This is a genomic window from Paenibacillus dakarensis (assembly GCF_001373415.1).
Taxonomy (GTDB): Bacteria; Bacillota; Bacilli; order Paenibacillales; family Paenibacillaceae; genus Paenibacillus_AQ; species Paenibacillus_AQ dakarensis.
Map to the genome: position 1 here is coordinate 35,944 of NZ_CDSE01000007.1, position 24,626 is coordinate 60,569.

25 protein-coding genes are annotated in these 24,626 nt (G+C 48.4%); 15 read left to right on the forward strand and 10 right to left on the reverse strand.

Translation table 11 applies throughout. The annotated features are described in order from the left end of the window. Positions 1-55: 55 nt before the first annotated feature. The 4 genes from BN1234_RS00710 (at position 56) to BN1234_RS00725 (ending at position 3,528) form a co-directional block, all read left to right on the forward strand. Positions 56-1,633: a histidine kinase gene (locus tag BN1234_RS00710; RefSeq protein ID WP_054954746.1), complete on the forward strand. Its 1,578-nt coding sequence runs from the start codon at positions 56-58 to the stop codon at positions 1,631-1,633. Further along, positions 1,611-2,390: a response regulator transcription factor gene (locus BN1234_RS00715; RefSeq protein ID WP_054954747.1), complete on the forward strand. Its 780-nt coding sequence runs from the start codon at positions 1,611-1,613 to the stop codon at positions 2,388-2,390. The genes BN1234_RS00710 and BN1234_RS00715 overlap by 23 nt, the downstream gene beginning before the upstream one ends. Positions 2,391-2,533: 143 nt before the next feature. Next, positions 2,534-2,740 (forward strand): DUF4177 domain-containing protein, encoded by a 207-nt coding sequence (locus tag BN1234_RS00720; protein ID WP_054954748.1) that lies wholly within the window; start codon positions 2,534-2,536, stop codon positions 2,738-2,740. 32 nt (positions 2,741-2,772) lie between these two features. Continuing rightward, positions 2,773-3,528 (forward strand): DUF3891 family protein, encoded by a 756-nt coding sequence (locus BN1234_RS00725; RefSeq protein WP_054954749.1) that lies wholly within the window; start codon positions 2,773-2,775, stop codon positions 3,526-3,528. A 108-nt stretch (positions 3,529-3,636) separates the two neighbouring features. Here the strand turns inward: BN1234_RS00725 and BN1234_RS00730 are convergent, their stop codons facing one another. The 4 genes from BN1234_RS00730 to BN1234_RS00745 form a co-directional block, all read right to left on the reverse strand. Continuing rightward, positions 3,637-3,978, reverse strand: coding sequence for a DUF1801 domain-containing protein (locus BN1234_RS00730; protein WP_054954750.1), 342 nt, complete (start codon positions 3,976-3,978; stop codon positions 3,637-3,639). 36 nt (positions 3,979-4,014) lie between these two features. Continuing rightward, positions 4,015-4,410 (reverse strand): VOC family protein, encoded by a 396-nt coding sequence (locus BN1234_RS00735; protein WP_054954751.1) that lies wholly within the window; start codon positions 4,408-4,410, stop codon positions 4,015-4,017. A 187-nt stretch (positions 4,411-4,597) separates the two neighbouring features. Further along, the gene (locus tag BN1234_RS00740; protein WP_054954752.1) at positions 4,598-5,866 is read right to left on the reverse strand and encodes an RNA polymerase sigma factor; all 1,269 of its coding nucleotides are present in this window, start codon (positions 5,864-5,866) and stop codon (positions 4,598-4,600) included. Beyond that, positions 5,863-6,297 carry a YciI family protein gene (locus BN1234_RS00745; protein WP_054954753.1) on the reverse strand — a complete coding sequence of 145 codons (435 nt, stop codon included), beginning with the start codon at positions 6,295-6,297 and terminating at the stop codon, positions 5,863-5,865. Before BN1234_RS00745 ends, BN1234_RS00740 begins: the two co-directional genes overlap by 4 nt. 276 nt (positions 6,298-6,573) lie before the next feature. Here BN1234_RS00745 and BN1234_RS00750 point away from each other — a divergent pair, with 276 nt between their 5' ends. After that, entirely contained in the window at positions 6,574-7,518 is a 945-nt protein-coding gene (locus tag BN1234_RS00750; RefSeq protein ID WP_054954754.1) for a 3'-5' exonuclease, read from the forward strand. Further along, positions 7,505-8,314 (forward strand): alpha-L-rhamnosidase-related protein, encoded by an 810-nt coding sequence (locus BN1234_RS00755; RefSeq protein WP_054954755.1) that lies wholly within the window; start codon positions 7,505-7,507, stop codon positions 8,312-8,314. The genes BN1234_RS00750 and BN1234_RS00755 overlap by 14 nt, the downstream gene beginning before the upstream one ends. An 82-nt stretch (positions 8,315-8,396) precedes the next feature. On the opposite strand, the gene BN1234_RS00760 is transcribed toward BN1234_RS00755, so the two are convergent. From BN1234_RS00760 to BN1234_RS00775, 4 genes are read right to left on the reverse strand one after another with little or no spacing between them, the layout of a single operon-like run. Next, positions 8,397-8,966, reverse strand: a complete 570-nt coding sequence (locus tag BN1234_RS00760) for a response regulator (RefSeq protein ID WP_054954948.1) — start codon at positions 8,964-8,966, stop codon at positions 8,397-8,399. A gap of 36 nt (positions 8,967-9,002) precedes the next feature. Next, positions 9,003-10,136, reverse strand: coding sequence for a sensor histidine kinase (locus BN1234_RS00765; RefSeq protein WP_054954756.1), 1,134 nt, complete (start codon positions 10,134-10,136; stop codon positions 9,003-9,005). Positions 10,137-10,156: 20 nt separating this feature from the next. Next, the gene (locus BN1234_RS00770; protein WP_054954757.1) at positions 10,157-10,906 is read right to left on the reverse strand and encodes an ABC transporter permease; all 750 of its coding nucleotides are present in this window, start codon (positions 10,904-10,906) and stop codon (positions 10,157-10,159) included. A 1-nt stretch (position 10,907) separates the two neighbouring features. Continuing rightward, the gene (locus BN1234_RS00775; protein WP_054954758.1) at positions 10,908-11,831 is read right to left on the reverse strand and encodes an ABC transporter ATP-binding protein; all 924 of its coding nucleotides are present in this window, start codon (positions 11,829-11,831) and stop codon (positions 10,908-10,910) included. A 157-nt stretch (positions 11,832-11,988) separates the two neighbouring features. Between BN1234_RS00775 and BN1234_RS00780 the strand changes: the two genes are divergently transcribed. The 9 genes from BN1234_RS00780 (at position 11,989) to BN1234_RS00820 (ending at position 21,877) form a co-directional block, all read left to right on the forward strand. Next, positions 11,989-13,692 carry a glycoside hydrolase family 13 protein gene (locus BN1234_RS00780; RefSeq protein WP_054954949.1) on the forward strand — a complete coding sequence of 568 codons (1,704 nt, stop codon included), beginning with the start codon at positions 11,989-11,991 and terminating at the stop codon, positions 13,690-13,692. Positions 13,693-13,880: 188 nt separating this feature from the next. Continuing rightward, positions 13,881-14,831, forward strand: a complete 951-nt coding sequence (locus BN1234_RS00785) for an ROK family glucokinase (RefSeq protein ID WP_054954759.1) — start codon at positions 13,881-13,883, stop codon at positions 14,829-14,831. Positions 14,832-14,888: 57 nt separating this feature from the next. Further along, positions 14,889-15,794, forward strand: a complete 906-nt coding sequence (gene rapZ, locus BN1234_RS00790) for an RNase adapter RapZ (protein ID WP_054954760.1) — start codon at positions 14,889-14,891, stop codon at positions 15,792-15,794. 18 nt (positions 15,795-15,812) lie between these two features. Beyond that, positions 15,813-16,790: a gluconeogenesis morphogenetic factor MgfK gene (gene mgfK / locus BN1234_RS00795; protein ID WP_054954761.1), complete on the forward strand. Its 978-nt coding sequence runs from the start codon at positions 15,813-15,815 to the stop codon at positions 16,788-16,790. Positions 16,791-16,795: 5 nt separating this feature from the next. Further along, positions 16,796-17,725, forward strand: coding sequence for a DNA-binding protein WhiA (gene whiA, locus BN1234_RS00800; protein WP_054954762.1), 930 nt, complete (start codon positions 16,796-16,798; stop codon positions 17,723-17,725). 102 nt (positions 17,726-17,827) lie between these two features. Continuing rightward, entirely contained in the window at positions 17,828-18,097 is a 270-nt protein-coding gene (locus tag BN1234_RS00805) for an HPr family phosphocarrier protein (RefSeq protein ID WP_054954763.1), read from the forward strand. Between the two features lie 190 nt (positions 18,098-18,287). Then, positions 18,288-20,096: an ABC transporter ATP-binding protein gene (locus BN1234_RS00810; protein ID WP_054954764.1), complete on the forward strand. Its 1,809-nt coding sequence runs from the start codon at positions 18,288-18,290 to the stop codon at positions 20,094-20,096. A 33-nt stretch (positions 20,097-20,129) separates the two neighbouring features. Continuing rightward, complete coding sequence (locus tag BN1234_RS00815; RefSeq protein WP_054954765.1) at positions 20,130-20,810, forward strand: response regulator transcription factor; 681 nt, start codon at positions 20,130-20,132, stop codon at positions 20,808-20,810. Beyond that, the gene (locus tag BN1234_RS00820; RefSeq protein ID WP_054954766.1) at positions 20,810-21,877 is read left to right on the forward strand and encodes a sensor histidine kinase; all 1,068 of its coding nucleotides are present in this window, start codon (positions 20,810-20,812) and stop codon (positions 21,875-21,877) included. Before BN1234_RS00815 ends, BN1234_RS00820 begins: the two co-directional genes overlap by 1 nt. Positions 21,878-22,198: 321 nt before the next feature. Here the strand turns inward: BN1234_RS00820 and BN1234_RS00825 are convergent, their stop codons facing one another. Both BN1234_RS00825 and BN1234_RS00830 read right to left on the reverse strand, forming a co-directional pair. Further along, entirely contained in the window at positions 22,199-22,927 is a 729-nt protein-coding gene (locus tag BN1234_RS00825; protein ID WP_054954767.1) for an amino acid ABC transporter ATP-binding protein, read from the reverse strand. Then, complete coding sequence (locus tag BN1234_RS00830; RefSeq protein ID WP_054954768.1) at positions 22,920-24,374, reverse strand: amino acid ABC transporter substrate-binding protein/permease; 1,455 nt, start codon at positions 24,372-24,374, stop codon at positions 22,920-22,922. The genes BN1234_RS00825 and BN1234_RS00830 overlap by 8 nt, the downstream gene beginning before the upstream one ends. Positions 24,375-24,626: the final 252 nt, after the last annotated feature.

A 24,626-nucleotide genomic window follows, 5' to 3' on the forward strand; every position in this document is an offset into this window, starting at 1 on the left:
GGAGAACACCATACAACGAAAGATCACGTTATGTGCTGGAGGATGCTTCATCTGTTTGTTTATTGCCCTGTTTATTGCGATTCATCTTGAGATGGAACGGACGGTCGCTCCGCTTAATGAAAGTCTAACCCAGCAAATTGTTGATGCGCGCGGAGAGCAGATCTCCAGTTGGTTTGAGCAGCGTATGGGTGAAGTTGAACTGCTGGCTGCACTAGCTGCTGAACATGGGTGGCAGCAGGAGGATATGTTTAGAGAAGCAGAAGAATTAGAGCTGATGCGGAAGGATGAATATGAATCGATTCGAATCGTCGATGCGGATGGCTGGTCATGGTCAAGGGAGGATGAGCCATTCTCGATCGTGGACCGTGATTACTACAAGCATCTCTTGACTGGCAATTCAAGCAGTGTGGTCAGCAATATGATTCGTTCACATGCTGTGAATCGAGCGGAGATTGTTGTTATTTTGCAGCGGGTAGAGCCGCGAGTCCATGATGAAGTGGCATATATCGCAGCAGCTGTTCCGATTGCGAAGATGAAGGAGATTGCACAAGAGATTCATGTCTATGACGGCATGGGCAAGCTTTTGGATGAATATGAGACAGCTGAAGGCAAACATGATGATTCGCTTCAAAATAAGAAGGCGCAGCTGGCTACATTTACATCACCGATACTTCAGGTTCCAGGTTGGGAATTGATGTTCCAGGTGCCTGAGTCACAGCTTTCGCAAGGGACGAAGCGTACACAACGGTCTGCTCTCATCGTTGGCGCTGTCATGGGCTTGTTCCTTCTAACGCTGCTGTTATTACTGGCCAAGTCGATTGTCAGGCCGATTCGTTCACTTCAAATTGTTATGCAGCAGGTGGAAGAAGGGGATCGGAGCCTGCGGGCTAGTGTTCAGGAACGGGATGAGATAGGCGAGCTTAGTAAGAGCTTTAATCAGATGCTCGTGAAGCTGTACGGCTATGAGCAGGAGAAGAAGGAGATGGAGCTTCAGCTTATTCAAGAACAGATTAAACCGCATTTTCTATATAACACGCTGGATACGATTCAATGGAAGGCAGATGCGTACGGGGCGGATGATGTCGTAGAGCTTGTGGAGTCACTGAGTACATATTTTCGGCTAGGGCTAGGAAGCGGCAGTCAGTATGTAACTTTAGAGCAGGAGCTTTACCACGTGGAGAGCTATATGCATATTCAATGCGTGCGTTACGAAGATATTCTGGAGTATGAGCTCATGTATGATGAGCATCTCGGGGATAAACGCGTTATTCGGTTTCTGCTGCAGCCGCTCGTGGAGAATGCGATCTATCATGGAATCAAGCCGTTGTGTGACCGAAAGAGCAAAATATCGATTAAGGCGTATGAAGATCATCAAGCTTTAGTCATTCGAGTCGATAATAATGGACAGCAGATTGCGCCTGAGCGATTAAATCAGATTCGTGAATCATTGAAGAGTGAAGTATGGAGAAACGATCAAGTTGGTTTTGGATTATACAGCGTGAACCATCGAATAAAGCTCGCATACGGTGAGCCGTATGGCTTACGTATATATAGCGACAAGGGATTGACCAGCATGGTTTTGCAATTACCGTTAGAGGAGAGTAACGAAGATGTGGAATGTGCATATCGTTGATGATGAAAGTACCATCCGGCATGGTTTAACGAAATATATTGAAGAGAGCCAGCTGCCTTTTCGAGTGGTGGGAAGTGCACGTCACGCAGCGGAGGAGCTCGAACTTATGGAGCAGTCTGAACCCCATGTCCTGTTTGTAGATATAAATATGCCGGATATGAACGGTCTTGATCTGCTGCGGCTGGTGAAGAGCCGTTATCATCAAGTGGTTGCCGTCATGGTCAGCGGTTATGATCAATTTGAATATGCACGGCAAGCACTGCAGTTGAACGCCTTCGATTATATGGTGAAGCCTGTTCCGAAGAGTGATCTGAAGCGGCTGCTGCAGAAGCTCGATCAGCATTTGCACAGCATTCATGACCAAGGAGATTTGTCAGCCGAAACGGTCTCAGAGCAGAAGAATAACAGGACACCAGACGGCTCCATTATGATAAGCAAGATCACAGAATATATCGATAATCAATACTATGATCCTGAGCTGACTGTCACGCGGATCGCGGCATTGTTCCATATGAACCAGACATATTTAAGCAAACGAATGAAGCAGGAATTGGGGTCATCCTTTCTCGATTATTTGACAGAGGTGCGCATTTCGAAGGCGAAGGAACTGCTGGATCAGTCCATGCATAATATCAAGATTGGCGATTTGGCTGTGAAGGTAGGCTATACGAATCAATATTATTTCAGCCGCCTGTTTAAAAGCCGAGTCGGTATGTGCCCCCTGGAATATAAGAAACGAGGAATAGAGTGTATGTGATGAGGAGAGCGCAGTGATGCTGCGTCTCTTTTTTTATGAATCAGGAAGGAAAGAGTCAAAAATCCCGCCAATATTATAGTAAAATTAGTAAGTGACGAGCGCGAATTAACGATATGGCGTTATATATGAGGGGGGCGAATTGGATGAGTCAGTGGGAATATAGAACGGTGAAATATCAGACTGGCGGTTTTTTAGGCGGAAAAGTGAAAGAGCAAGAGCTGGACGAACTGCTGAATCAATATGGTTATGAAGGCTGGGAGCTGGTATCATGCTTCGATACGAGTCTATCTCAAGGGCAGTCAAGGGACATTATTATGATATTCAAACGAGAGGCCTATGTAGGACGTTAAAAGCCGGAGCTAAGGCCAAGGAGGGAAACCGCTTGATTATACGGGAGACGGAAGAAAGTTTTGTGATGACAGCACAGGATGAACATGCACATTTCTCAGAGGCGGTAGCCCAGGGATTCCGGGAGGAATGGTTTTTAGGCGATAAATACATGGAGGACTGCATGCTTGCCATTCGGGAGCACGACCGAAGCTGGATTCGCCTGGACGATACGCCGATCTGGAATGATCACGCTCATGTACCGTTTTCGTTCATCGATTACCCCGTTTTGCCGAAGCTGGTAATGTACGAACGGGGAGTGGATGAAGTAGAGGCGATGAGCGCTTACGCGGCGCTTCTCTGCAGTATGCATTATGCGTCATTTTTCAAGTCGGTTCAGGGTGCCGGTCATGAAGCTGAGATGGAGTTCTATCACCGGGAGCTTGCGCGCCAGACAAGATTGAAGCTGGTGCTGCAAGAGCCGGATGAAATGCTGATTGCGAGACATTTTCAACTGCTGCAATTATGTGATGATATTTCCTTATATGTCTGCATGAACAAGGAAGGTGTATCAAAGGAGCAGGAGAATCCGTGGTTTAAACAGGGCTTTAATAGCTTGGTGGACGGGCAGCGGTTTATCGCGGAGTGGGTCAGCCGGCAGGAGATCCGCATCACCCCGGGTCTGTTCGCACAAGAATGGACAGCGGTGCTACGGAACAAGCATGTTCCGAAGAAACGAATTCGCGAAGTTGGGATCCATGCGGCCTATCAAGAGTGTGAGTGGACAGAGGTTAAGGTATCATTTGTTTAGGAATACTGGATAGCCGTGGCGGCTGAGGAGCGCTCCCTGACGTTGTTTAAATGAAACTAAAGCCGATACCCCTTATATCACAGGGGTATCGGCTTTTTAGAGGATCGTTTATAACGATGCAGCTGCCTGCTGCATAAGGGATGACAATTGATCCAGATCGACAGGTTGGTCTTTTTTCAGCTTGATGGTTTTTCTTTCGGGAGGACCATCGAACAATCCTTCAGGGAGTGTAAGCTCACTTGTATTAAAGATGGTGAAGCTAACAGCGTCTTTCGATGTGCTGATCGCGGCAGCGTATTTTCCATTCTTCAAAAAGTGGGGCTTCTTGTACTGAATGCGTTCCTGAACGTCTGGCACGGCTTGGTGGACCGTCTCTCGCAGGCTGAAGCAGAGCTCCCTTTGCCATGGTTCCTTGACCGTTTCAATAAATTCTGGTACCTCTGGATTCATTCTAAATCCTCCTAAACAGCTATATTTTTTATTTGGTTACTGCTTGGTAATCATCCACGTCACGCCGTATTTATCAACGACTTCACCATAATAAGCACCCCATGGCTGCAGAGCGAGAGGATGTTTGCTTTCGCCGCCCTCGCTGAGTTTGGCATAGGCTGTTTCAGCTTCTGACACATCGTCATAGGTCAAGGAAAGACTGATGCTGCGACTATACGACACGGGTTCGAAGGAATCGGAAATCATTAATGTATTGGTCCCTGCCACAGTAAGCGCCAAATGCATAACTTTATCCTTTAACCCCTCTGGTGATCCCGGCATCTCACCGAACGTAGTGAGGAACTGAATTTCTCCACCGAGTGACTCGATATAAAAATTAGCCTGACCTCTTGCATCTGCTGACATCAGATATGAATTCAAATATGCGCTCATAATTAACAACCTCTTTCTATTCGTTTAATGTAGTAGGACCATTGTTTGAGGAATATATTGACCGTTAACTTTGGTCTCTATGAATACAACGAATGAGGATTGGTGAAGTCGACAGGTACTCGAAAAAAATATTCAAATAAATTTTTATTTCTTCTTCGGTCCCATAACCTGGTGAAGCATACCCTTTTTAACGATTGCCTGGTTGATCAGGCGAACACTCATCAGCACGCTTGAGGAGAAAATCACGCTCACGCTCGTTGTGCGTCAGCGCTGAGGCACGGAGGAACTCTTTATGAGCTTCGTCAAGACGGCCAAGCTTCACAAGCAGATCTCCCCGCACGTTAGGGAGAAGATGATAGTTCTTCAGCGATGGATCCGATTTCAACTCATCTACCAGCTGAAGCCCAACCGCAGGGCCAAACGCCATAGCGATGGAAACCGCACGATTCAACTCGATGACGGGAGAAGGTGCAATCCGTACTAATGCTTCGTAGAGGGCAGCGATTCGAATCCAGTCGGTCTCAGATGCGGTACGCGCCTGGGCGTGGCAAGCGGATATGGCTGCTTGCAGGGTATAGGGGCCATTCGGCTGCCCGAGCTTGTAGGCCTTTTCGAGGGAAGCCAATCCGCGTCTGATCAGCAGATGGTCCCAAAGTGCCCGGTTTTGGTCCATGAGAAGGATGGGTTCACCCGTAGCGTTCACCCGAGTTTTGAAACGGGACGATTGGAGCTCCATTAAAGCAACGAGTCCATACACTTCCGATTCATTCGTTATCATCTCCGCAAGGACCCGGCCGAGCCTAAGTGCTTCTTGGCATAGCACAGGGCGTATCCAGTTCCCGCCTGAAGTAGCGTTATAGCCTTCGTTATACATCAGATAGATAACCTCTAGAACAGTGGATAGGCGCTCCTTCAGTTCATTTCCCTCCGGCAAATCAAGGTAAATCTGCGCTTCTCTCAAAGTTCGTTTGGCACGAACAATCCGTTGTGAGATGGTAGATTCAGCAACAAGAAAGGCATGTGCGATTTCATCTGTTGTGAGTCCTCCAAGCAGACGCAAGGTCAAGGCTATGCGTGCTTCCCGAGATAGGACCGGGTGGCAGGTGGTGAAAATCAATCTCAGAAGATCGTCGCCAATCTCGCCATCCAGCTGAAACTCCAGTTCTTGATCGGAAGCGGTATATAAGTCGTTACTGCGGCCGTACTCTTCATATTTACGATCGCGCAGCTTATTTCTTCGCATCAGATCAATTGCACGTCGCTTCGCTGTTGTCATTAGCCAAGCACCCGGATTATCTGGCATGCCGTGATCCGGCCACTGTTCGAGTGCAATCACAAGTGCATCTTGAGCAAGGTCTTCAGCTAGTCCGATATCGCGTACCATGCGTGCCAGTACTGCGATAAGCTTGGCTGACTCCATTCGCCAAATAGCATCGATCGTTGCTGACGAAGTCATGATTTCGACGTCCTCTTCATCTGCTCACGAAAAGAGGCTTCCATCGCGAGCGTCCTTGGATTTTGGGTTAAATCTGTTGCCTCGAATACTTGACGAAGTTCAATAACTCCTGCTCCGTGACCATGAGGGTCAGGCATCCGCATCGCCCATTCAATGGCTTCTTCTCTCGAATTGACTTCAATCAGCGTGTAGCCTGCTATTAACTCTTTGGTCTCTGTGAAGGGGCCGTCGGTGACCACCGGCTTTTCGCCGGGCTTGGGATAAGATATTCGGATACCATTTGAACTGGATTGCAGACCATCGGCAGCAAGAAGAACACCTGCCTTTGCTAGCTCCTCGTTATAACGCAGCATGGCTTCAAGCAGCTCTTGATCAGGCACAATGCCAGCTTCAGAGTCCTGCGTAGCTTTAACAATCATCATGAATCGCATGGGTGGAATCCTCCTAATTCCATTAGCGTCCTATTAGCGTTAACTAATTTGTACCATAATTTTCTTGCATTTGTTAATACCTACTTTATCTAATGAATATGAGCAGTTGGATTGATGGATTATGTAAGGATTATGCTTAGTAATAAGTCCGCTTCCCTAATAGGAGAAGGAGCTTTCTCATAAGATATAGAATTGCTTAAGAACATTCATCAGGCTCATAGACAATTGTGAAGGGAAAGCAAGTGAAAGGTAACCTTAATAGAGGGGGGAGACCAGATGCATGTAACCATGTTGTCGGAACAAGCTTACGAGGTGAACGGATTAAATATTCAGCATATACTGAGCCGGAAATTTTGCGTATTTGATCTGGAAGCGACGGGCATTCAGGCGGAGACAGAACGGATTATCCAGATCGGAGCCGTCCTGATGGTTAAGGATGGGTTAATTCCGGGTAAAACCTTCAATACTTACGTCAAGCCAGCCAAGCCGATTCCGCCAGAGATTGAAACCTTAACCGGCATATACAATGGTGATGTACAGCATGCGCCGGGGCTGGGAGAGGTTTACGGATCATTTCTGGATTTTGCAGAAGGAACTATTCTGGTTACCCATGCAGGCTATGAGTTCGATCTGCCGCTGCTGCAGCGGGAATGTGCTCGTCAGGGCCTTGCGGCACCAGCCAACCCTTGTATCGATACGAAGGCATTGTTTACATATCTTCATCCTGAAGTGGAGAATATCATTTCAACAGACTTCCTCCTGAACTACTACAGACTGGAGAGTAAAGGGATACAAAGGCATGATGCATTGGGAGACAGCCTGCTAATTGGACAGATATTCATGGAAATGCTTAAGGAGCTTGAAGCGCGAAATATGGAGCATCTTGAAATCACAAGCCCCGTTCATGTCAAAAGATTTCAGCTGCCGCCGTTAAAAAAGAGACCTCACACCAGCCCGAGCCATGAGCACTTTCCGGCGCTCACCAGACAGCAGCGCTCCTTGTTTCTGGGCATGATCGTTCTGTTTCTGCTGACAACCTCACTCACCGGAATGGTCGACATGATGACCTTCCGCCTGCGGTGGAACGGTCATCTGTCAGGCAACGGCAATCCGGCCCTGCTTGTGGTATTTATTCTTATTCCGCTATATATTGCACTTCTTATTCTGACAGGCAGATCATTCCGGCAAATACCTGGCTGTGCAAAATATGAAGCTGTATGATGCCTTGCTAAGAACGGCGAAGATGGCAGCGATCATCGGGCTGGAACAGGAGTCTGGCCGAATGGAGGCCACTGCCGGATCTTTGAGAGACGCTGTTATTAAAGGTTTCTACCTTGATGAACGGGGGCGCTTTATCGATAGCTCTGAATCTGATTGCAGCAGCCAGGGAGTCAATGTATTAGCTCTGCAGTTCGGTCTGATCGAGGGAGATGCCCGCCGCTCTCTGCTGGCTGCAGTTGAAGCGGAGGAATGGACATGCAGAACACTGCTTTCCTTGAATCTTCTTCAGGTACTGTTTGAGAACGGTTATAAAGAATCTGCTTACCGGATATTAAGCCGAGAAGCATTTCCCGGCTGGGGATATATGATATCCAAAGGGGATCGAACCGTGTGGGAGGGCTTCGATGATATAGAGTCCCATTGCCATGCATGGAACGGATATCCGGCGAGACTCATGGCAGAATACATCGTCGGGATACGCGCTCTTGCTCCAGGTTTTAAGCGCACGGCAATTGAACCGTATTTGCCGGATGATTTAACTTACGCGGAGTCTGCTGTACCAACACCATATGGAATTATAAAGGCAGGCTGGTATAAAGAAGAGCGAGGGTTGAAGCTGAACTGCTCGATTCCGTCCGGCATAACCGGCGTTATTGCCTTTCCGGAGCAAGCAAACGGAGTGGTCACGATTGAACAGGATGGAGAAATAATTAAGGCTCTGAGCCATGCCTCGAGCGTGGAGCTTGAGACGGGCGAGTATGTGCTGAGGATCAAATATTCAGTAACAGAGAATTAATGCATATACAAAACGAACTTCAGGGCAGTCCCAGGTCCGTTGACCTTGTGAGACTGCCCTGTTTCCGTTCTTCCCGTTCAAGCTATATCCAGCCCTTCTCCTCAGCCAGCGCAATGGCTTCAATCCGGTTCTTGGCTTCGAGCTTGCTCAGCACTTCAGACATATAGTTGCGTACCGTTCCGTAGGACAAGTGCAGCTTGGAAGCAATTTCGCTCGAGCTGCTGCCGGCCGCTGCCAGCCTAAGGATCTCGCGTTCACGCTCGGTTAACGGATTAACCTCACGTACCGTTCCGAAGACGAGCTCCGGCGAGACCTCACGCCGTCCATCCATAACGCGCCGAATAGCCTCGGCCAACCGGTCGCTTGGCTCGTCTTTCAGCAGGTAGCCTTGGACGCCAGCCTGTACAGCACGCTCGAAATAACCGGGCCGGGCAAAGGTGGTAAGAATCATAACGCGGCAGGGTGAATCCATACGCTGCAGCTCCTCTGCAACCTCAAGACCGCTCATTAGCGGCATTTCAATATCGAGCAGGCATACATCTGGAGTCAGCTTGGTAATAAGGGATAGCGCTTCTTTACCGTCTCCGGCTTGACCTACAACTTCGATATCCTTTTCAAAATCCAGCAGCAGGGCCAGCGCCCCGCGAAGCATACGCTGGTCCTCGGCAATCAACACCCGGATGCTCAACTAAGCTTCACGCTCCTTCCGGTTCGTAATAACAATCGGGACTCTCACGGTGAGGAGCATACCCTCTTTAGCCATAATTCTCATATTCCCGTCTACCAGGGCAAGGCGTTCAGCCATGCCTTTCAATCCGTTCTTCTCTCTAGTTTGGCTTTCGGCACTGGACGGCCTTCCGATGCCGTTATCCTTTACGGACAGACGCCATTCACCCTCGGACTGCTCGAAGCTGACATGACATTTGGATGCCTCGCTGTGCTTCACAACATTCGTTATCGCTTCCCGAAGGCATAGACTCATAATATTATGGGCGGTATCAGGAATGCCTTCAAACCGCGGATTGCCTTCGTGCGTCAGTTGAATATTGGCGCTCTGCAGGATAACCTGGGCTTCCCTCAGTTCTTCCGCAAGGGTGGCTGTCCGCATGTCCGATACCAGTTCACGGACCTGACGCAGCGCAGCGCGGGAGGTGTTCTGAATCTCCTTGGCTTCAAGCCGGGCCTGCTCGATGTTGACGTCAACAAGCTTCTCCACAAGCTGGCTCTTGAGTGTAATGAGAGACAGCGTGTGGCCAAGCGTATCGTGCAAATCCCTGGCAATCCGCATCCGCTCTTCGCCTTTAATAAGATTGCGAATTTGCTCGTTAGCCTGAGCGAGCTCCTTCTCGAGCTTCTGCCTGCTGATCATGGACCGGATGCCGAATGGTGACAACAGCATAATGACCATGAAGGGCAGCGTATACAGGAGATCTGAATTCCATATGTCTTCCACATGGTAGATTAGCGGAATGAGCTCGACCATCATGAACAGCACGAATGCTGTCATAAACTCTCGCTTGTCGGTATACCAGCCGATAAAATTGGCCGTAAAAAAACCCATTAGCAAGTAAGCGCTACTATAGCTCATGCAGAATATAAAAATAATAAGCATCTGGAGCAGCAGCCAGGGGAAGAAAGACCGTTTATCCTCTGCAAAATAAAGCTGCCGATAAGTGACAAGGAACACGCCCACCATCATGTATCCGATATAAAGCTTCCAGCCTGATTCATTAGCTGCCAGATTATAGATTGGCAGGGATAGATAGACGAGCCATAGATAAGGAAAGAACCCCAAATGACGCGGAAACACTTGAAACTTCATACTTCATCCCACTCTCATCTTTACAGCGACATCGCTTGCTGCTTCTTTCGAATATAGGTGGATATTACCATAAACAGCACCAAATATCCTGCTAAAATCAAGATGGACTTCAGCTGCGGCATATCGCCGCGGATAATCTCCCATCCGCCGCTGGCAAAATGATAAGAGGGCATCCACTCTCCGATCGCCCGGAGGAACGAAGGCAGGATCTCCATTGGCATCCACATGCCGCCCATAATGGCCAGCGCTAAATAAATCCCGTTGCTGACGCCGCTTGCGGTTTCTACGCGCTTCATCGCCCCGACCAGGGTGCCTGCAGCAAGAAAAGGGGTAGAGGCAAGCATGATCCACAGACCGCTCGTTATCCACTGCCACGCTGGCATATGAATCCCGTTAATGAGATAGCCCGCAATAAAAATAACGATAATCGAGAGCAGATGCATGACGGATTGACCGAACATTTTTCCGAAGAAATAAACGCTGCCCGGAAGCGGTGTTACCCGCATATACACGGACCAGCCCAGCGTTCGCTCCTGCACAAGCCGGATTCCAAGCGACATAATAGCAGAGCCCATAACGCTGAATGTGGTCATCGACATCAAATAATGTGCCTGCCATATGGATGCATCGGGCGCTCCGGTATCAACCACTCTGGTGAAGATGAAATAGAACAGAATCGGCATCGCGAGGGACCAGAAAATAAAGTAGGGGTTGCGCGCGATCCGAAGCAGCTCCATTTTGCACTGCAGTGTTATCAGTCGTCCTGTCATCTTAAACAGCCTCCTCATGTCTTTGGGTCAGCTGGTCGAACGCTTCATCCAGACTTCCCTGTTCAATCCTTACATCCCGCACAGCCATCTCCTCGCGGAAGATCACCCTGAGCGCCTGATCCGTATTCTCGGTCACGACATGCAGCCTGCCTTCCAGCTCGTATATTTCCGTCACACCGTCCAGCTGATCGAACCGTTCTTTAATGAGGCGCTGTCCTGCTTCTACAACAAATGATACCAAGCGGCGTGTTAATTTGGCCTTGATATCCTCTGGACTGCCGTCGGCGGCTACGGCTCCATTATTGAACAGGATGATACGGTCAGCCATGTCGTCCGCTTCCTGCAGATAGTGGGTGGTGAACACGATGGTCTTACCCTGGTCAGCCATTCCTCTAATAGTCCCCCAAAATAGACGCCGGGCGTTTGTATCCAGTCCTACGGTCGGTTCATCAAAAAACAACAGCTCCGGATTACCGGCAAGCGCCAGAGCAAAGCTCAGCTTGCGCTTCTGTCCGCCTGACATTTTGGTTGCCCGTTTGTTTAGTTCTTCATCAGTGAGTCCGGTTAGGGCAACGATCTCGGTCATTCCCATGGGATTTGGGTAATAACCCCGAATGAGAGCAATGATCTCACGTGCTTTCAGGCCGTCCATTACGCTGACCTCCTGCAGCATGGCGCCGATCTTTTCCTTCACTTGCCGATCTTTAGGACTTCTGCCGAACAGCCTGATCTCCCCTTCACTGGGATCAATGAGACCGAGCATCATGGATATGGCTGTTGTCTTGCCGGCTCCGTTAGGGCCCAGAAGCGCTGTGATCGACCCTTGCTCAATGCTGAATGAAATCTGATCCACTGCTTTTTTAGCTCCATACGATTTGGTGACTTGTATGAGCTGGGCTGCAGGTTCTTTATGTTGTTGTAACATGACTCCACCTCCGAATAAATTTCCTTGATTCCAGCTTATCGAAATCGGATAAAAGGATTTAGTAAGTATTGTCAGGATTTGGAGGTGACAATTGTCATCAAGTACATATAAGAGGGTAAGGATTGTTGTTATCATGAAGATGGAAGGGGGCATACCAGTGAAAAAAGCCTGGTGGAAAGAAAGTGTAGTGTATCAGATTTACCCAATTAGCTTCAAGGATTCAAATGGCGACGGAGTAGGTGATCTGCGCGGAATCATCTCCAAGCTGGACTATTTACAGTACTTAGGCGTTAATGTCCTCTGGCTGTGTCCAATCTATGAATCTCCGGGCCACGATAACGGTTATGACATCAGCGATTATTATGCGATTAAGAGTCAGTTCGGCACGATGGAGGATTTCGATCAACTGCTTGGGGAAGCGCACAAGCGGGGAATGAAAATTATGATGGACCTGGTGCTGAATCATACATCTAATGAGCACCCATGGTTTCTGGAGTCGCGGTCTTCCAAAGATAATCCGAAGCGGGACTATTACATATGGCGTAAGGGTAAGGACGGGTTGTACCCGAATAACTGGGAGTCATACTTCGGCGGGTCGGTCTGGGAATATGATGCCAGGACGGATGAATTCTTCATGCATCTTTACGCCAAGCAGCAGCCGGATCTGAACTGGGAGAACCAGGAGATGACTGAGGAATTGTACAAAATGATCCGCTGGTGGCTCGCTAAAGGCGTGGATGGATTCCGTTTCGATGCCATCGCACACATCGTGAAGGCCGTGGGCCTGCCCAATGCGGATAACCCTGATAATTTGCCGGTCGTCCAGGCGTACCATCTTTTCTCGAACCTGGATAAGGTGCATGATCTGCTCAAGAAGCTTAACGAGGAGGTTTTGTTTGAATTCGACATTATGACGGTTGGGGAAACGTCCGGTCTTGGTCCGGAACAGGCGCTCGATTATGTCGGTGAGAACCGCAGTGAGCTGAACATGGTGTTCCAGTTCGAGCATATGTATCTGGACGCTGCCTCCGGCGGTTCGGGCAAATGGGATATCTGCTCCTGGACCCTGCTTGAGCTGAAAAAGATCATGAGCAGGTGGCAGACGACACTGCATGGCAAAGGTTGGAACGCCAACTATATGAGTAACCATGATCAGCCGCGTCCCGTATCGCGGTTCGGGAACGATAAGGAATACCGGGAGCAATCGGCCAAGATGCTGGCAACCTTAACACATATGCTTCAAGGAACGCCATATATTTACCAAGGTGAAGAGATTGGCATGACGAATGTGGCATTTGACTCCATTGATGAATATCGTGATGTCGAAACGCTGAACTATTATGAGCAGATGAGGCTCAGAGGGCAGCCGGAGGAAATCACAATGAATGCGATTCACAAAAAGAGCCGGGATAACGCCCGTACGCCGATGCAATGGGATGACACTCCAAATGCAGGTTTTACGGATGGTGATCCGTGGATCCAGCTGAACAAGAACTATAAGGAGATCAATGTAAAACAGGCGCTCGACGACCCGAACTCCATCTTTCACTATTACCGCAGGCTAATCTCGATCCGGAGACAATGCGAGGCGATTGTATATGGGGATTATAAGCTCCTGCTTCCCCTGGATACCGATATTTATGCGTTTGTTCGTTCCGTAGAGAACGAGAAGCTGCTGGTGATATTGAACTTTTTTGATAATACGCCTGTATTTAATTGGCCGGAGGATCTTAGAACAGACGAGAAAAAGCTGATGATCTCGAATTATGAACCCCAAGAGAATGAGGATGTATACCACTTAACCTTAAGGCCGTATGAGGCAAGAGTGTACTTGCTGGAGGGCAAATGCGCAAAGCCATAATCTAGCCGGTGGTTTGTTTTCATTTGACAAGGGGTGGAAGATGAGGCGGAAGCTGTATTTATAAGGTTTTTTCAGCTCATCCTAACGGGCTTTTTGAGCCTTGCCTTCTCTTGACCGATAAGGTGCCTTCAATTATAGTGGGTACTGTAGGAGCATTCTATTATAGAGGGAAAAAGGTGGCTTGTAACATGTCTGAGAACATCTACGTTGGTGTCGATTTGGGTGGAACTGCAATTAAAGTCGGAATATGCAATCAAGAGGGTCAGCTGCTGCAGAAGTATGAGGGACCGACGGAAACGTCCAAGGGCGTTGACACGGTAATCGACAATATTGAGAAATATGTACGCTATATTGTGGAGCAATCCCCTTACAGCTGGGACCAGCTTGCGGGCGTTGGAGCGGGCGTTGCAGGCTTTACGAACATCCGCGAAGGAATCATTATTCTGGCACCTAACGTAGGCTTTAAAGATGTACCAATTCGAGCAATGCTTGAAGAACGGCTCGGCAAGCCAGTCAAAATAGATAACGATGCAAACGTTGCGGCTCTGGGCGAAGCTTGGAGCGGTGCGGGACGCGGCGTGGATAACTGCGTCTGCTATACGCTCGGTACCGGGGTAGGCGGCGGCATTATCGTGAATGGAAAGATATATCAAGGATTCGGCGGTATGGCTGGTGAGCTCGGCCATACGACGGTTGTACCTGATTTGGAAGCTATTCAGTGCGGCTGCGGTAAAATGGGCTGCCTCGAAACGGTATCCTCTGCGACAGGCATTATTCGTATGGCGAAGGATGCGGTTGAACGCGGGGATCGCACTTCCCTGGCGCTTGTTGACAACATTGCGGCTAAAGAAGTGTTTGATGCTGCGAAAGCAGGGGATGAAGTTGCACTGCGGATCGTGAAGCGTGCAGCATTTTACCTTGGAAAATCCATGGCAGCCGTAGCGGCTATATTGAATCCGGAAGTATTTATTGTTGGCGGCGGTGTGTCCAAGGCCGGCGATATTCTGTTTGATGAAGTTCGTTCTGTGTTCAGTGAGCTGACACCGGAACCACTGCAGCGCGGCGTGCGCATCGTTCCGGCAGAGCTTGGAAATGATGCTGGAGTCGTGGGTGCAGCGGGTCTGCATTTGCGTTCTTAATGATATGAATGTGACTTTGAATGTGAATTAAACCTAATATAAAGGGAGGAGAAGCTGATGCTGGAAGCAGCGGATCGCGGCAACACAACATCAATGGCCACCCTGATCATTATTACCGGTATGTCGGGAGCCGGGAAGACCTTGGCCGTACAAAGCCTCGAGGATCTTGGATTTTTCTGCGTCGATAATCTGCCGCCCGTACTCATTCCTAAGTTTGCGGAGCTGATTGAGCAGTCCAAGGGTAAGATTGGCAAGGTAGCACTGGTTATCGACCTGCGTGGTCGTGAGTTTTTCACTGCATTGTCGGAATCACTCAATTATATTAAGGATCATTTTACAATCCACAGTGAAATCCTGTTTCTGGATGCGACCGATTCGGTACTCGTTCAGCGCTACAAGGAAAGCCGGCGGCGTCATCCGCTCGCTCCGGAAGGCATGCCGCTTGACGGTATCCGTCTGGAACGCAAGATGCTGGATGAGCTGAAAAACTCAGCGACACAAGTCATTGATACAAGCAATATGAAACCGGCACTGCTCAAAGAGAAAATCATTTCCCGATTTACGCATCTGGAGACGAATACATTATCTGTGAATATTACATCGTTCGGGTTCAAATACGGCATACCGATTGATGCTGACCTGATATTCGATGTAAGGTTTTTGCCTAACCCGCACTATGTTGAGAATTTGCGCCCCAACACAGGCCAAAACAGCGATGTGTACGAATATGTAATGAAATGGCCTGAAACCCAGGTTTTCCTGACCAAATTATTGGATATGCTTCATTTTCTTATCCCGCAATACCGGAAAGAAGGAAAGAGTCAAGTAATCATCGGCATTGGCTGTACAGGCGGAAAGCACCGCTCTGTGGCCATTGCAGAATATATTGGAAAAATGCTTGGCGCGAGTGAAACAGAATCAGTATCGGTCAGCCACCGTGATTCTGATCGGGATCGGCATTAATAAGGGGAAGTGATAAACGTGGCTGAGCAAGCTAGGAAGCCTCGCATTGTTGTGATGGGTGGAGGAACAGGGTTGTCTGTCATGCTGCGCGGTCTGAAGGAAAAGCCCTTGGACATCACGGCAATCGTCACTGTGGCCGATGACGGAGGGAGTTCAGGCATTTTAAGAAGTGAACTGCAGATGCCTCCCCCGGGAGATATTCGAAATGTATTAACAGCGCTCGCGGATGTCGAGCCGCTGTTATCCGACATATTGAAGTACCGCTTTAGCACCGGCTCAGGACTTGCGGGGCACAGCCTTGGCAATTTAATCCTGGCTGCCATGACGGATATGCACGGTGATTTTGTCACGGCGGTTAAGGAGATGAGCCGGGTTTTTGTCTGTCGAGGACAGGTTCTTCCTGCTGCCGGGGAATCGGTTATTCTCCATGCTGAAATGGAGGATGGCACCTTTGTCACAGGAGAATCTAAAATTCCGGAGGCTGGCGGCCGCATCAAGCGCATTTTTCTGGAGCCCAAGAATGTGGAGCCACTGCCGGAAGCGCTGGAAGCGATCCAGCAGGCTGATGCGATTTTGATTGGACCGGGAAGTCTCTATACCAGTATCATGCCCAATTTGCTCGTTCCTAAGCTGGCAGATGCCGTTGTAACATCGGAAGCGATCAAAATTTTTGTGTGCAATGTTATGACACAGCCGGGTGAAACCGATAACTATACCGTTGGTGACCATTTACAGGCTATTTATGATCATATTGGTCATCATTTATTTGATTATGTCATTGTTAATGACGGCGAAATTCCGCCTCAGGTACAAGATAAATATGCTGAGAAGGGCGCAAAGCCCGTTCGGCTTGACCGGGATGAGGTTACAAACCAGGGATACAAGCTTATCGCAGATAAATTGGTGCTGTTCCGCACATATTTGCGGCACGATGCCGACAAGCTGAGCAATCATATTTTCCAATTGGTGCAAAATTGGATTGAACGAAAGAGGTGAGACCCTTGTCCTTTGCGGCACAAACAAAGAAAGAACTAACCATGGTCGAAAGCCAGAGCTGCTGTGAGAAAGCGGAGTTGTCTGCGCTTATTCGAATGAATGGATCCGTTCAGGTTTCGAGCAAAAAAATAGTGCTGGATATTTCAACGGAAAATGCCGCGATCGCAAGGCGCATTTATACCTTAATTAAGAAACATTTCCAGGCCCATACGGAGCTTTTGGTGCGTAAAAAAATGCGTTTGAAGAAAAATAACGTATATATCGTCCGCATTCCAGCCCGAGTGCAGGAAATTCTGAAAGATCTCCGGATTGTATCAGAAGGCTTTCTGTTTAATTCCCGGATTGATGATGAGATCGTCAGCAAAAATTGCTGTAAACGGGCTTATTTACGCGGGGCCTTCATGGCAGGAGGTTCGGTCAATAATCCGGAGGGATCATCGTATCATCTGGAAATTGCTTCGATGTATGAGGAGCATTGTCAGGCGCTGGTGGAGCTTGCGAATGAATTCCATCTGAATGCTCGTTGTATTGAGCGGAAAAAGGGATTTATTTTCTATATCAAGGAAGGCGAGAAGATTATTGAATTTCTTAGTCTGATTGGTGCACACCAGGCATTGTTCAAGTTCGAGGATGTTCGAATCATGCGTGACATGCGTAACTCCGTCAACCGGATTGTGAACTGTGAAACGGCGAATCTGAATAAGACGATCGGTGCTGCTGTACGGCAGATTGAGAACATTAAGCTGCTTCAGAGGGAAGTCGGACTTGAAAGCTTGCCGGACAAACTCCGTGAGGTAGCGGAGATCCGCCTTGCCCACCCGGATATGAATCTGAAGGAAGTCGGGGAAATGCTAAAGGGGACCGTGAGTAAATCCGGGGTCAACCACCGGCTTCGCAAAATTGATGAGCTTGCTGAAAAGGTTAGAAACAGGTAAATTTTTTTATTCTAGTGTCATGTATGGTAAAATGGTATAATATTAAAAAAATAGCGTAGATTTTTAGTGTTTAGAGATTTGATAATAGGGGGTAAACTTTCCATGACAAAGCACCCAGTAGTCGTTCGGTTAAAAACAGGCTTGCATGCAAGACCGGCTGCGCTTTTCGTTCAAGAAGCGAATAAATACTCATCTGAAATTTTTGTGGAGAAAGATGATAAAAAAGTAAATGCTAAAAGCATCATGGGAATCATGAGCCTTGCGATTAGCACAGGTACAGAGATTTACATTAGCGCTGAAGGTGCTGATGCTGAGCAGGCGGTTACCTCTTTAGTGAACTTGGTCAGCAAAGAGGAATTGGAGAATCAGTAATCATTAGAAAAAGTCTTGTCAATCAAGGCTTTTTTTAATACATAAACAGATGACAGCATAGAGAGGTGGAGATAATCTCCGCCTTTTTTTTGTTCAGCCAGACCGAAGCAGTTGTTTAACTTCAGTTTAAATTGTTTGTGTATCCTCTTCTTAGAGATAAAAAACCATAAAAGGAGATGGAGAGAGTCTTATGAATGCTAAAGATCATCAATTAAATGATATAGATACCGGGGAAGAAATAACAGAGAGGAAACAGCCGGGCTTCCAATCCTTCTTCAGGTTACTGAAGGAAACAAAGCCGCCGATGGTTCTGCTTGTTATCGCGATCCTCCTTAGTGTGGCATCCACACTCGTTGGACTGGTGATTCCGATGTTTACGAAGAGCTTGGTGGACGGCTTCTCATTAACGGATATGAACCGATCCCATATCATTGGGCTGGGGATTGCGTTTATTCTGCAGACGGTTGCATCCGGATTCTCAATATTCTTGCTGAGTTATACGGGGCAGAAGATGGTTGCGGCCCTGCGTGAGCGATTATGGAAGAAGCTGCTCTTGCTGCCAATCCGATATTTTGATCATCATCGATCCGGGGAATCTGTCAGCAGGATGACCAATGATACCGGAGTGATCAGGAGCTTGATCTCTGATCATCTGGCAGGCTTCTTCAGTGGAATTATTTCAATTATCGGCTCTGTCGGCGTGCTGCTGTACCTCAATTGGAAGATGACACTCACGATGTTTGTTGTCATTCCCATCGCGGTGTTGATTCTTGTGCCGCTTGGAAAGAAGATGTACAAAATCTCACTTGGCATGCAGGATGAAACCGCCTCGTTTACAGCCAATATCAGTCAGGTGCTGTCGGAGATCCGCCTCGTTAAAGCTTCAAATGCAGAGGATAAAGAGTATGAGAATGGACGTAAGGGAATTATGAGCCTGCTGAGCTTTGGCATTAAGGAAGGCGTTGTTTCTGCCTGGATTGCGCCGCTGATGTCTTTTGTGCTGATGATGCTGCTTGTCGTAGTGATCGGTTATGGCGGGTTGCAGGTTTCAACCGGGGCGCTTACAGCAGGTGAACTCGTTGCCTTTATTCTGTATTTGATTCAGATTGTGATGCCGATGACGCAGTTAACAACATTTTTCACTCAACTGCAGAAGGCCAAGGGAGCCACGGAACGAATCCTCGAAACCCTGGATGCTGAAGAGGAATCCCTTACAAACGGCAAGGATGCAGCAGATGCAAATCAACGCGTTTCTATTGAAAATCTCAGCTTCGGTTACAAAGAGGATGAACCTGTATTAACAGATGTCAGCTTTCAGATGGAGCCCGGAACTGTAACGGCTGTCGTGGGTCCAAGCGGAGGCGGCAAGACCACTTTGTTCTCCATGCTGGAGCGCTTCTATCTTCCGCAGAAGGGGCAGATTCGGCTTGGGCAGGCTGCGATTGACACGTTCTCTTTACGTTCCTGGCGCGGATTGATTGGATATGTTTCGCAGGAAAGCCCGATGATCGCAGGTACGATCCGGGAAAATATATGTTACGGGACGGATCGCGAGATCAGTGACGATGAGATTAGAAAAGCGGCTGAAATGGCATATGCTGACGGCTTCATTGATGAGCTGCCGAACGGATTTGATACCGATGTGGGCGAACGGGGAGTGAAGCTTTCCGGCGGCCAGCGACAGCGGATTGCAATCGCAAGAGCACTTTTGCGAAACCCTAAAATTCTGATGCTGGATGAGGCTACATCAAGTCTCGACAGCCGATCGGAGATAGCGGTGCAGAAAGCGCTGAATAACCTGATGGCCGGGCGAACGACCATTGTGATTGCGCACCGTTTATCGACGGTGGTTGGAGCCGACCAGATCATATTTATAGAAAAGGGGACGGTGACCGGCCGCGGCACACATGAGGAATTAATACAGCAGCATGAGATGTACCGGGAATTTGCAGTTCAGCAGTTGCAGATGAATGACGGGATTGAGCCGGTGGATGCATAGCCGGACCCATATGTCGGTAAGGAAGGGATATTCATGGCGAGAATACTGGTAGTCGATGATGACCCGAACATTCGGGAGCTTGTAAGCGTATTTCTGGAAGAGGCGGGCATGGAAGAGGTGATCGAAGCCTGCGATGGCGTTGAAGCATTATCTGCCATGGAGCAAAACGCAGTCGATCTGGTAATCATGGATATCATGATGCCGAATATGGACGGATGGGATTTATGCCGGGAAATCCGTAAATATGAAGGAATACCGATTCTGATGCTGACTGCGATCGGGGAGACGAAGCAAATTGTGAAGGGATTTGAGCTGGGGACTGACGATTATCTTGTGAAGCCGTTTGAGCCGGCGGAGCTTGTTGTGCGTGTAAAGGCCCTGCTAAGAAGATACCAGGTTGCATCCTCCCAGACCGTCACGATCGGCAACCTGCAGATGAACCGTAAAACTTTTGAAGTTAAGACGGCTGACGAGAAGTTCAGCTTGCCTCTGAAGGAATTCGAGCTGCTGTTTAAGTTAGCCAGCTATCCAGGGAGTACGTTGACTCGGGACCGGCTGATCGAAGATATATGGGGATATGATTTTGAGGGGAATGAGAGAACATTGGATGTTCATGTAAACCGGCTGCGGGAGCGGTTCCCTGAGGAGAAATACCGGTTTAGGATTCGCACCGTACGCGGGCTCGGCTACCGGCTGGAGGCAGGTGAGGCTTAATGAAAAAGGTGCTTCGGATCAGCTGGAAGATCATACGCGAAACCTTGCTGACGATAGCCGTCTTTGCACTGCTGGCCGTATCATGGACGGGGGCAACCTATATAACGAAGGCGATTTATACGAAGACAGGAGCCCCCTCATCCGATTACATTACGCAGCTCATTGATCTTATTCTGGGTGTAATCATCTTCTTTCTGTGCATGCTGTTGATCGGGCTGATGTTCAAGTACAAAGAGATCGCTGTGATGAATACTTTTACAGACGCCATGCGCCGGATATCTAAAGGGGATTTCAGTGTCAAGATGGATGATGAAATGCTGCGCGGTGAGTTCAAGACGATTGCAGCAAGTATTAATGACATGGCCGGGGAACTTGGGCGTATGGAGAACATGCGGCAGGACTTCATCTCGAACGTATCGCATGAGATTCAGTCCCCGCTCACGTCCATACGGGGATTTGCACGGGCGCTCCGCAATCCAAGGCTGACTGAGGAGCGGAGAAATCACTACCTGGAGATCATCGAAGGGGAGAGCCGCCGGCTGTCACAGCTAAGCGATAATCTGCTCAAGCTTTCCTCCCTGGAGGGGGATCGTCAGCAATTTGAGATGACACGCTATCGGCTTGATGAGCAGCTTCGTAAGGTCGTGCTGGCGAATGAACCGCAGTGGCTGGCGAAGCAGATACAGATTGTCATGGACTTGACCGAAGTTGAGATCGAGGCTGCGGAGGAGCTAATGAGCCAGGTATGGATCAATTTGCTGCATAACAGCATCAAGTTCACACCGGATCACGGTTTAATAACGATCAAGCTGAAAGAGCACGGGCCCGAAATAGAGGTGTCTATTACGGATACCGGCGCGGGGATCGCGGAGTCTGACCAGCTTCATATTTTTGAACGCTTCTATAAGGCAGACAAATCAAGGAACCGGACTGCCGGGGGCAGTGGTCTCGGACTGTCTATCGTGAAACGGATCGTGGATATTCATGGAGGAAAGGTTACGGTGGAGTCTGAGCTTGGGAAGGGCTCTACCTTTACGGTGGTAGTGCCGTGTGGGCGTGGACAATAATCGGGTGTCGGTGATGTTGATGTTCGACGTCAACTCACATGGTGGAAGTAAGTGATATTATATGGCTCGAAGGAGATGCGATAACTGTTTTTAGAGATGATTATTCCACGAAGCAGCGGAGCGGACGAAGCGTTTCCGGACAAGCGGCAGCGGTCGCCTTTGTCTTCCAATTTCAACCTTGTGTTATATAGTTCGGGAAATTGGAAGACAACAGCGATGGTAGGAAAGATTCGTACGTGTAGCGCCTCACCAACAAGAAAAAAGAGCCCCCCCGCAAAATCTTAAGATTTTTTGGGAGAGCCCTCTATTAAACTAAGCAAGTTATAGCACCTTCTCCAGGAAGCTGATCGTCCGCTCATGCTTCGGATTTCCGAACACCTCGTCCGGATGACCTTCCTCTACGATGTAGCCGCCATCCATGAAGATAACCCGATCTGCAACCTCCCGGGCAAATCCCATCTCGTGGGTGACGATTAGCATCGTCATGCCTTCGCTTGCCAGTTTCTTCATGACACCCAGCACCTCGCCGACCATCTCGGGGTCGAGTGCGGATGTCGGCTCGTCGAAGAGCATGATGTCGGGATTCATAGCAAGCGCGCGAGCGATAGCCACCCGCTGCTTCTGTCCGCCTGACAGCTGGCTTGGCAGGGCATCCGCCTTATCGGACAGGTCCACTTGTTCAAGCAGCTGAAGAGCCGTGGTACGGGCTTCCTTCTCGCTCAGCTTCCCGAGTTCTACGGGAGCGAAGGTAATATTCTTCAATACATTGAAATGCGGGAACAGATTAAAATGCTGAAACACCATGCCGATATTTTCTCGTGCTTTGTTAATATCGGTTTTAGGATCATTGATGTCACGGCCGTGAATGATGACTTTGCCTGCCGTAATGTCATCCAGTCGGTTGATGCAGCGCAGAAACGTACTTTTGCCGGAGCCTGAAGGACCAATGATACATACAACTTCGCCTTCTGTGACCTGCATATCGATACCTTTCAGCACATGATTACTGCCGAAACTCTTCTTTAAACCTTCAACCCGAATTTTATCCACGGCTTATCTTCCTTTCCATGCTGTTTGCAACTTTGGTTAGAATGGTGATAACAATCAGATACATAAGGGCAACCGTAAGCCAGATATCAAAGGATGCAAATGTTCTTGCGATGACAATCTTCCCGGATTGCGTCAGCTCTACAAGTCCGATGACAGACAGAATCGATGTGTCCTTTAATGTAATGACAAACTGGTTGATAAACGATGGAATCATGATTCGAATTGCCTGTGGAATAATAATCTTGAGCATCGCTTTGCGGTAAGGCACACCCAGTGAACGAGCAGCCTCCATCTGACCGTGGTCAATGGACTGGATTCCCCCGCGGATGATTTCCGTCATATAGGCACCGGCATTAAGTGTTAATGTCAAGACCGCTCCCAAGAACAGGGGCATGGTGAAATCAAATGCTTGCGGAATACCGAAATAGATGAAAAAGGCGAGTACAATTAACGGGATACCGCGGAAAACATCGACGAACACCGTGGCGAGACCACGCAGCCACTTGTTGCGTCCTACCTTCATAAACCCGAAGATAAGCCCTACAATACAAGCGAAGAATAAGGAGATAATCGTATAGAGTAGCGTTTTTCCAAGACCCTCTAAAAGAGCTGGCAATGATTTGATTATGAGTTCCATGCGGCCTTGCTGTGCAGCAACCTCTGCATTTGCGCCTATGTATTTATCAAGAATACGGTCATATTCGCCATTCGCGCGAAGATTGGCAAGACCGGCATTGAATTTCTCCATCAGTTCTGGACTTTTACCTTTGCTGACAGCAAAACCGTAAGTGCCGCCGAGCTCCCTCTGATCCTCATTAACAACCTTTAAACCATTGTTCTGTTTAGCCCCGTAGGCAAGCACCGGGTAGTCATCGAAGCAGGCAATGGAATTCTTGGTTTTCACATCCTCATACATTTGAGCAGAATCGTCGAAGGGAACGATCGTGAACCCATATTTTGAGGAGATAGATTCCGCAAAGGTATACCCCTCCGTACCCGTCTTCACAGCGACCTTCTTGCCCCGTAAATCCTCATAGCTTTTGACCGATTCCTCATCCTTGCGAACAGCCATGACAACGCCGGAATCGAAATAGGGCTCTGAAAAATCAAATTTCTGTTTTCTTTCATCCGTGATACTCATACCGGCAATTACGCCGTCAACCTGATTGGACTCGAGTGCCTGCACGGCAGCATTGAATCCGAGCGGTTTAACCTCGTATTTGAAATTCTGATCCTTTGCGATGGCTTCCAGCAAGTCCATATCGATACCGACTAGATTTCCGCTTGCATCCTGGTATTCAAACGGAGGGAATGTGACGTCCGTTCCGATCTGATAGGTTTTTTCAGAGACGGGCTCTGCTGAAGCATACAGCGATAAGCCAGGTAAGCCGACTGCAGTGATGAGCAGCAATGACATGGTAAATAATAATACCCGTAGTGATTTCATATTGTCCCCTCTTTCTTAAGCCTTGTTCTAGTTAGTTACCCATTATGCTCCTGCAGTTAACAACAATTTCCTGGGTTGCTAACTTTGATTCCCGTTAAATGAGCATTAATGTTTATATTCCATCATCTAAGAATTGGAGAAAAAATGAAACAGGAAAAATTTATAAATCAGCTATTTAGATGAAACATTTACCAATTTATATACGTTAGAGGGGTAAGGCAAGCGTGATAGCGAAGCCAATTTAAAGGAGGT

Excerpts from the sequence above, each read along its gene's own strand:
- BN1234_RS00810 (WP_054954764.1), top strand. The coding sequence starts at position 18,288 with ATGAATGCTAAAGATCATCAATTAAATGATATAGATACCGGGGAAGAA.
- BN1234_RS00830 (WP_054954768.1), bottom strand. The coding sequence starts at position 24,374 with ATGAAATCACTACGGGTATTATTATTTACCATGTCATTGCTGCTCATC.
- BN1234_RS00820 (WP_054954766.1), top strand. The coding sequence starts at position 20,810 with ATGAAAAAGGTGCTTCGGATCAGCTGGAAGATCATACGCGAAACCTTG.
- rapZ (WP_054954760.1), top strand. The coding sequence starts at position 14,889 with ATGCTGGAAGCAGCGGATCGCGGCAACACAACATCAATGGCCACCCTG.
- BN1234_RS00740 (WP_054954752.1), bottom strand. The coding sequence starts at position 5,866 with ATGACTTCGTCAGCAACGATCGATGCTATTTGGCGAATGGAGTCAGCC.
- BN1234_RS00770 (WP_054954757.1), bottom strand. The coding sequence starts at position 10,906 with ATGACAGGACGACTGATAACACTGCAGTGCAAAATGGAGCTGCTTCGG.
- BN1234_RS00745 (WP_054954753.1), bottom strand. The coding sequence starts at position 6,297 with ATGCGATTCATGATGATTGTTAAAGCTACGCAGGACTCTGAAGCTGGC.
- BN1234_RS00815 (WP_054954765.1), top strand. The coding sequence starts at position 20,130 with ATGGCGAGAATACTGGTAGTCGATGATGACCCGAACATTCGGGAGCTT.
- BN1234_RS00760 (WP_054954948.1), bottom strand. The coding sequence starts at position 8,966 with ATGCTTCGCGGGGCGCTGGCCCTGCTGCTGGATTTTGAAAAGGATATC.
- BN1234_RS00730 (WP_054954750.1), bottom strand. The coding sequence starts at position 3,978 with ATGAATCCAGAGGTACCAGAATTTATTGAAACGGTCAAGGAACCATGG.
- BN1234_RS00720 (WP_054954748.1), top strand. The coding sequence starts at position 2,534 with ATGAGTCAGTGGGAATATAGAACGGTGAAATATCAGACTGGCGGTTTT.
- BN1234_RS00755 (WP_054954755.1), top strand. The coding sequence starts at position 7,505 with ATGAAGCTGTATGATGCCTTGCTAAGAACGGCGAAGATGGCAGCGATC.
- BN1234_RS00715 (WP_054954747.1), top strand. The coding sequence starts at position 1,611 with ATGTGGAATGTGCATATCGTTGATGATGAAAGTACCATCCGGCATGGT.
- BN1234_RS00785 (WP_054954759.1), top strand. The coding sequence starts at position 13,881 with ATGTCTGAGAACATCTACGTTGGTGTCGATTTGGGTGGAACTGCAATT.
- BN1234_RS00750 (WP_054954754.1), top strand. The coding sequence starts at position 6,574 with ATGCATGTAACCATGTTGTCGGAACAAGCTTACGAGGTGAACGGATTA.
- BN1234_RS00775 (WP_054954758.1), bottom strand. The coding sequence starts at position 11,831 with ATGTTACAACAACATAAAGAACCTGCAGCCCAGCTCATACAAGTCACC.
- BN1234_RS00805 (WP_054954763.1), top strand. The coding sequence starts at position 17,828 with ATGACAAAGCACCCAGTAGTCGTTCGGTTAAAAACAGGCTTGCATGCA.
- BN1234_RS00765 (WP_054954756.1), bottom strand. The coding sequence starts at position 10,136 with ATGAAGTTTCAAGTGTTTCCGCGTCATTTGGGGTTCTTTCCTTATCTA.
- BN1234_RS00735 (WP_054954751.1), bottom strand. The coding sequence starts at position 4,410 with ATGAGCGCATATTTGAATTCATATCTGATGTCAGCAGATGCAAGAGGT.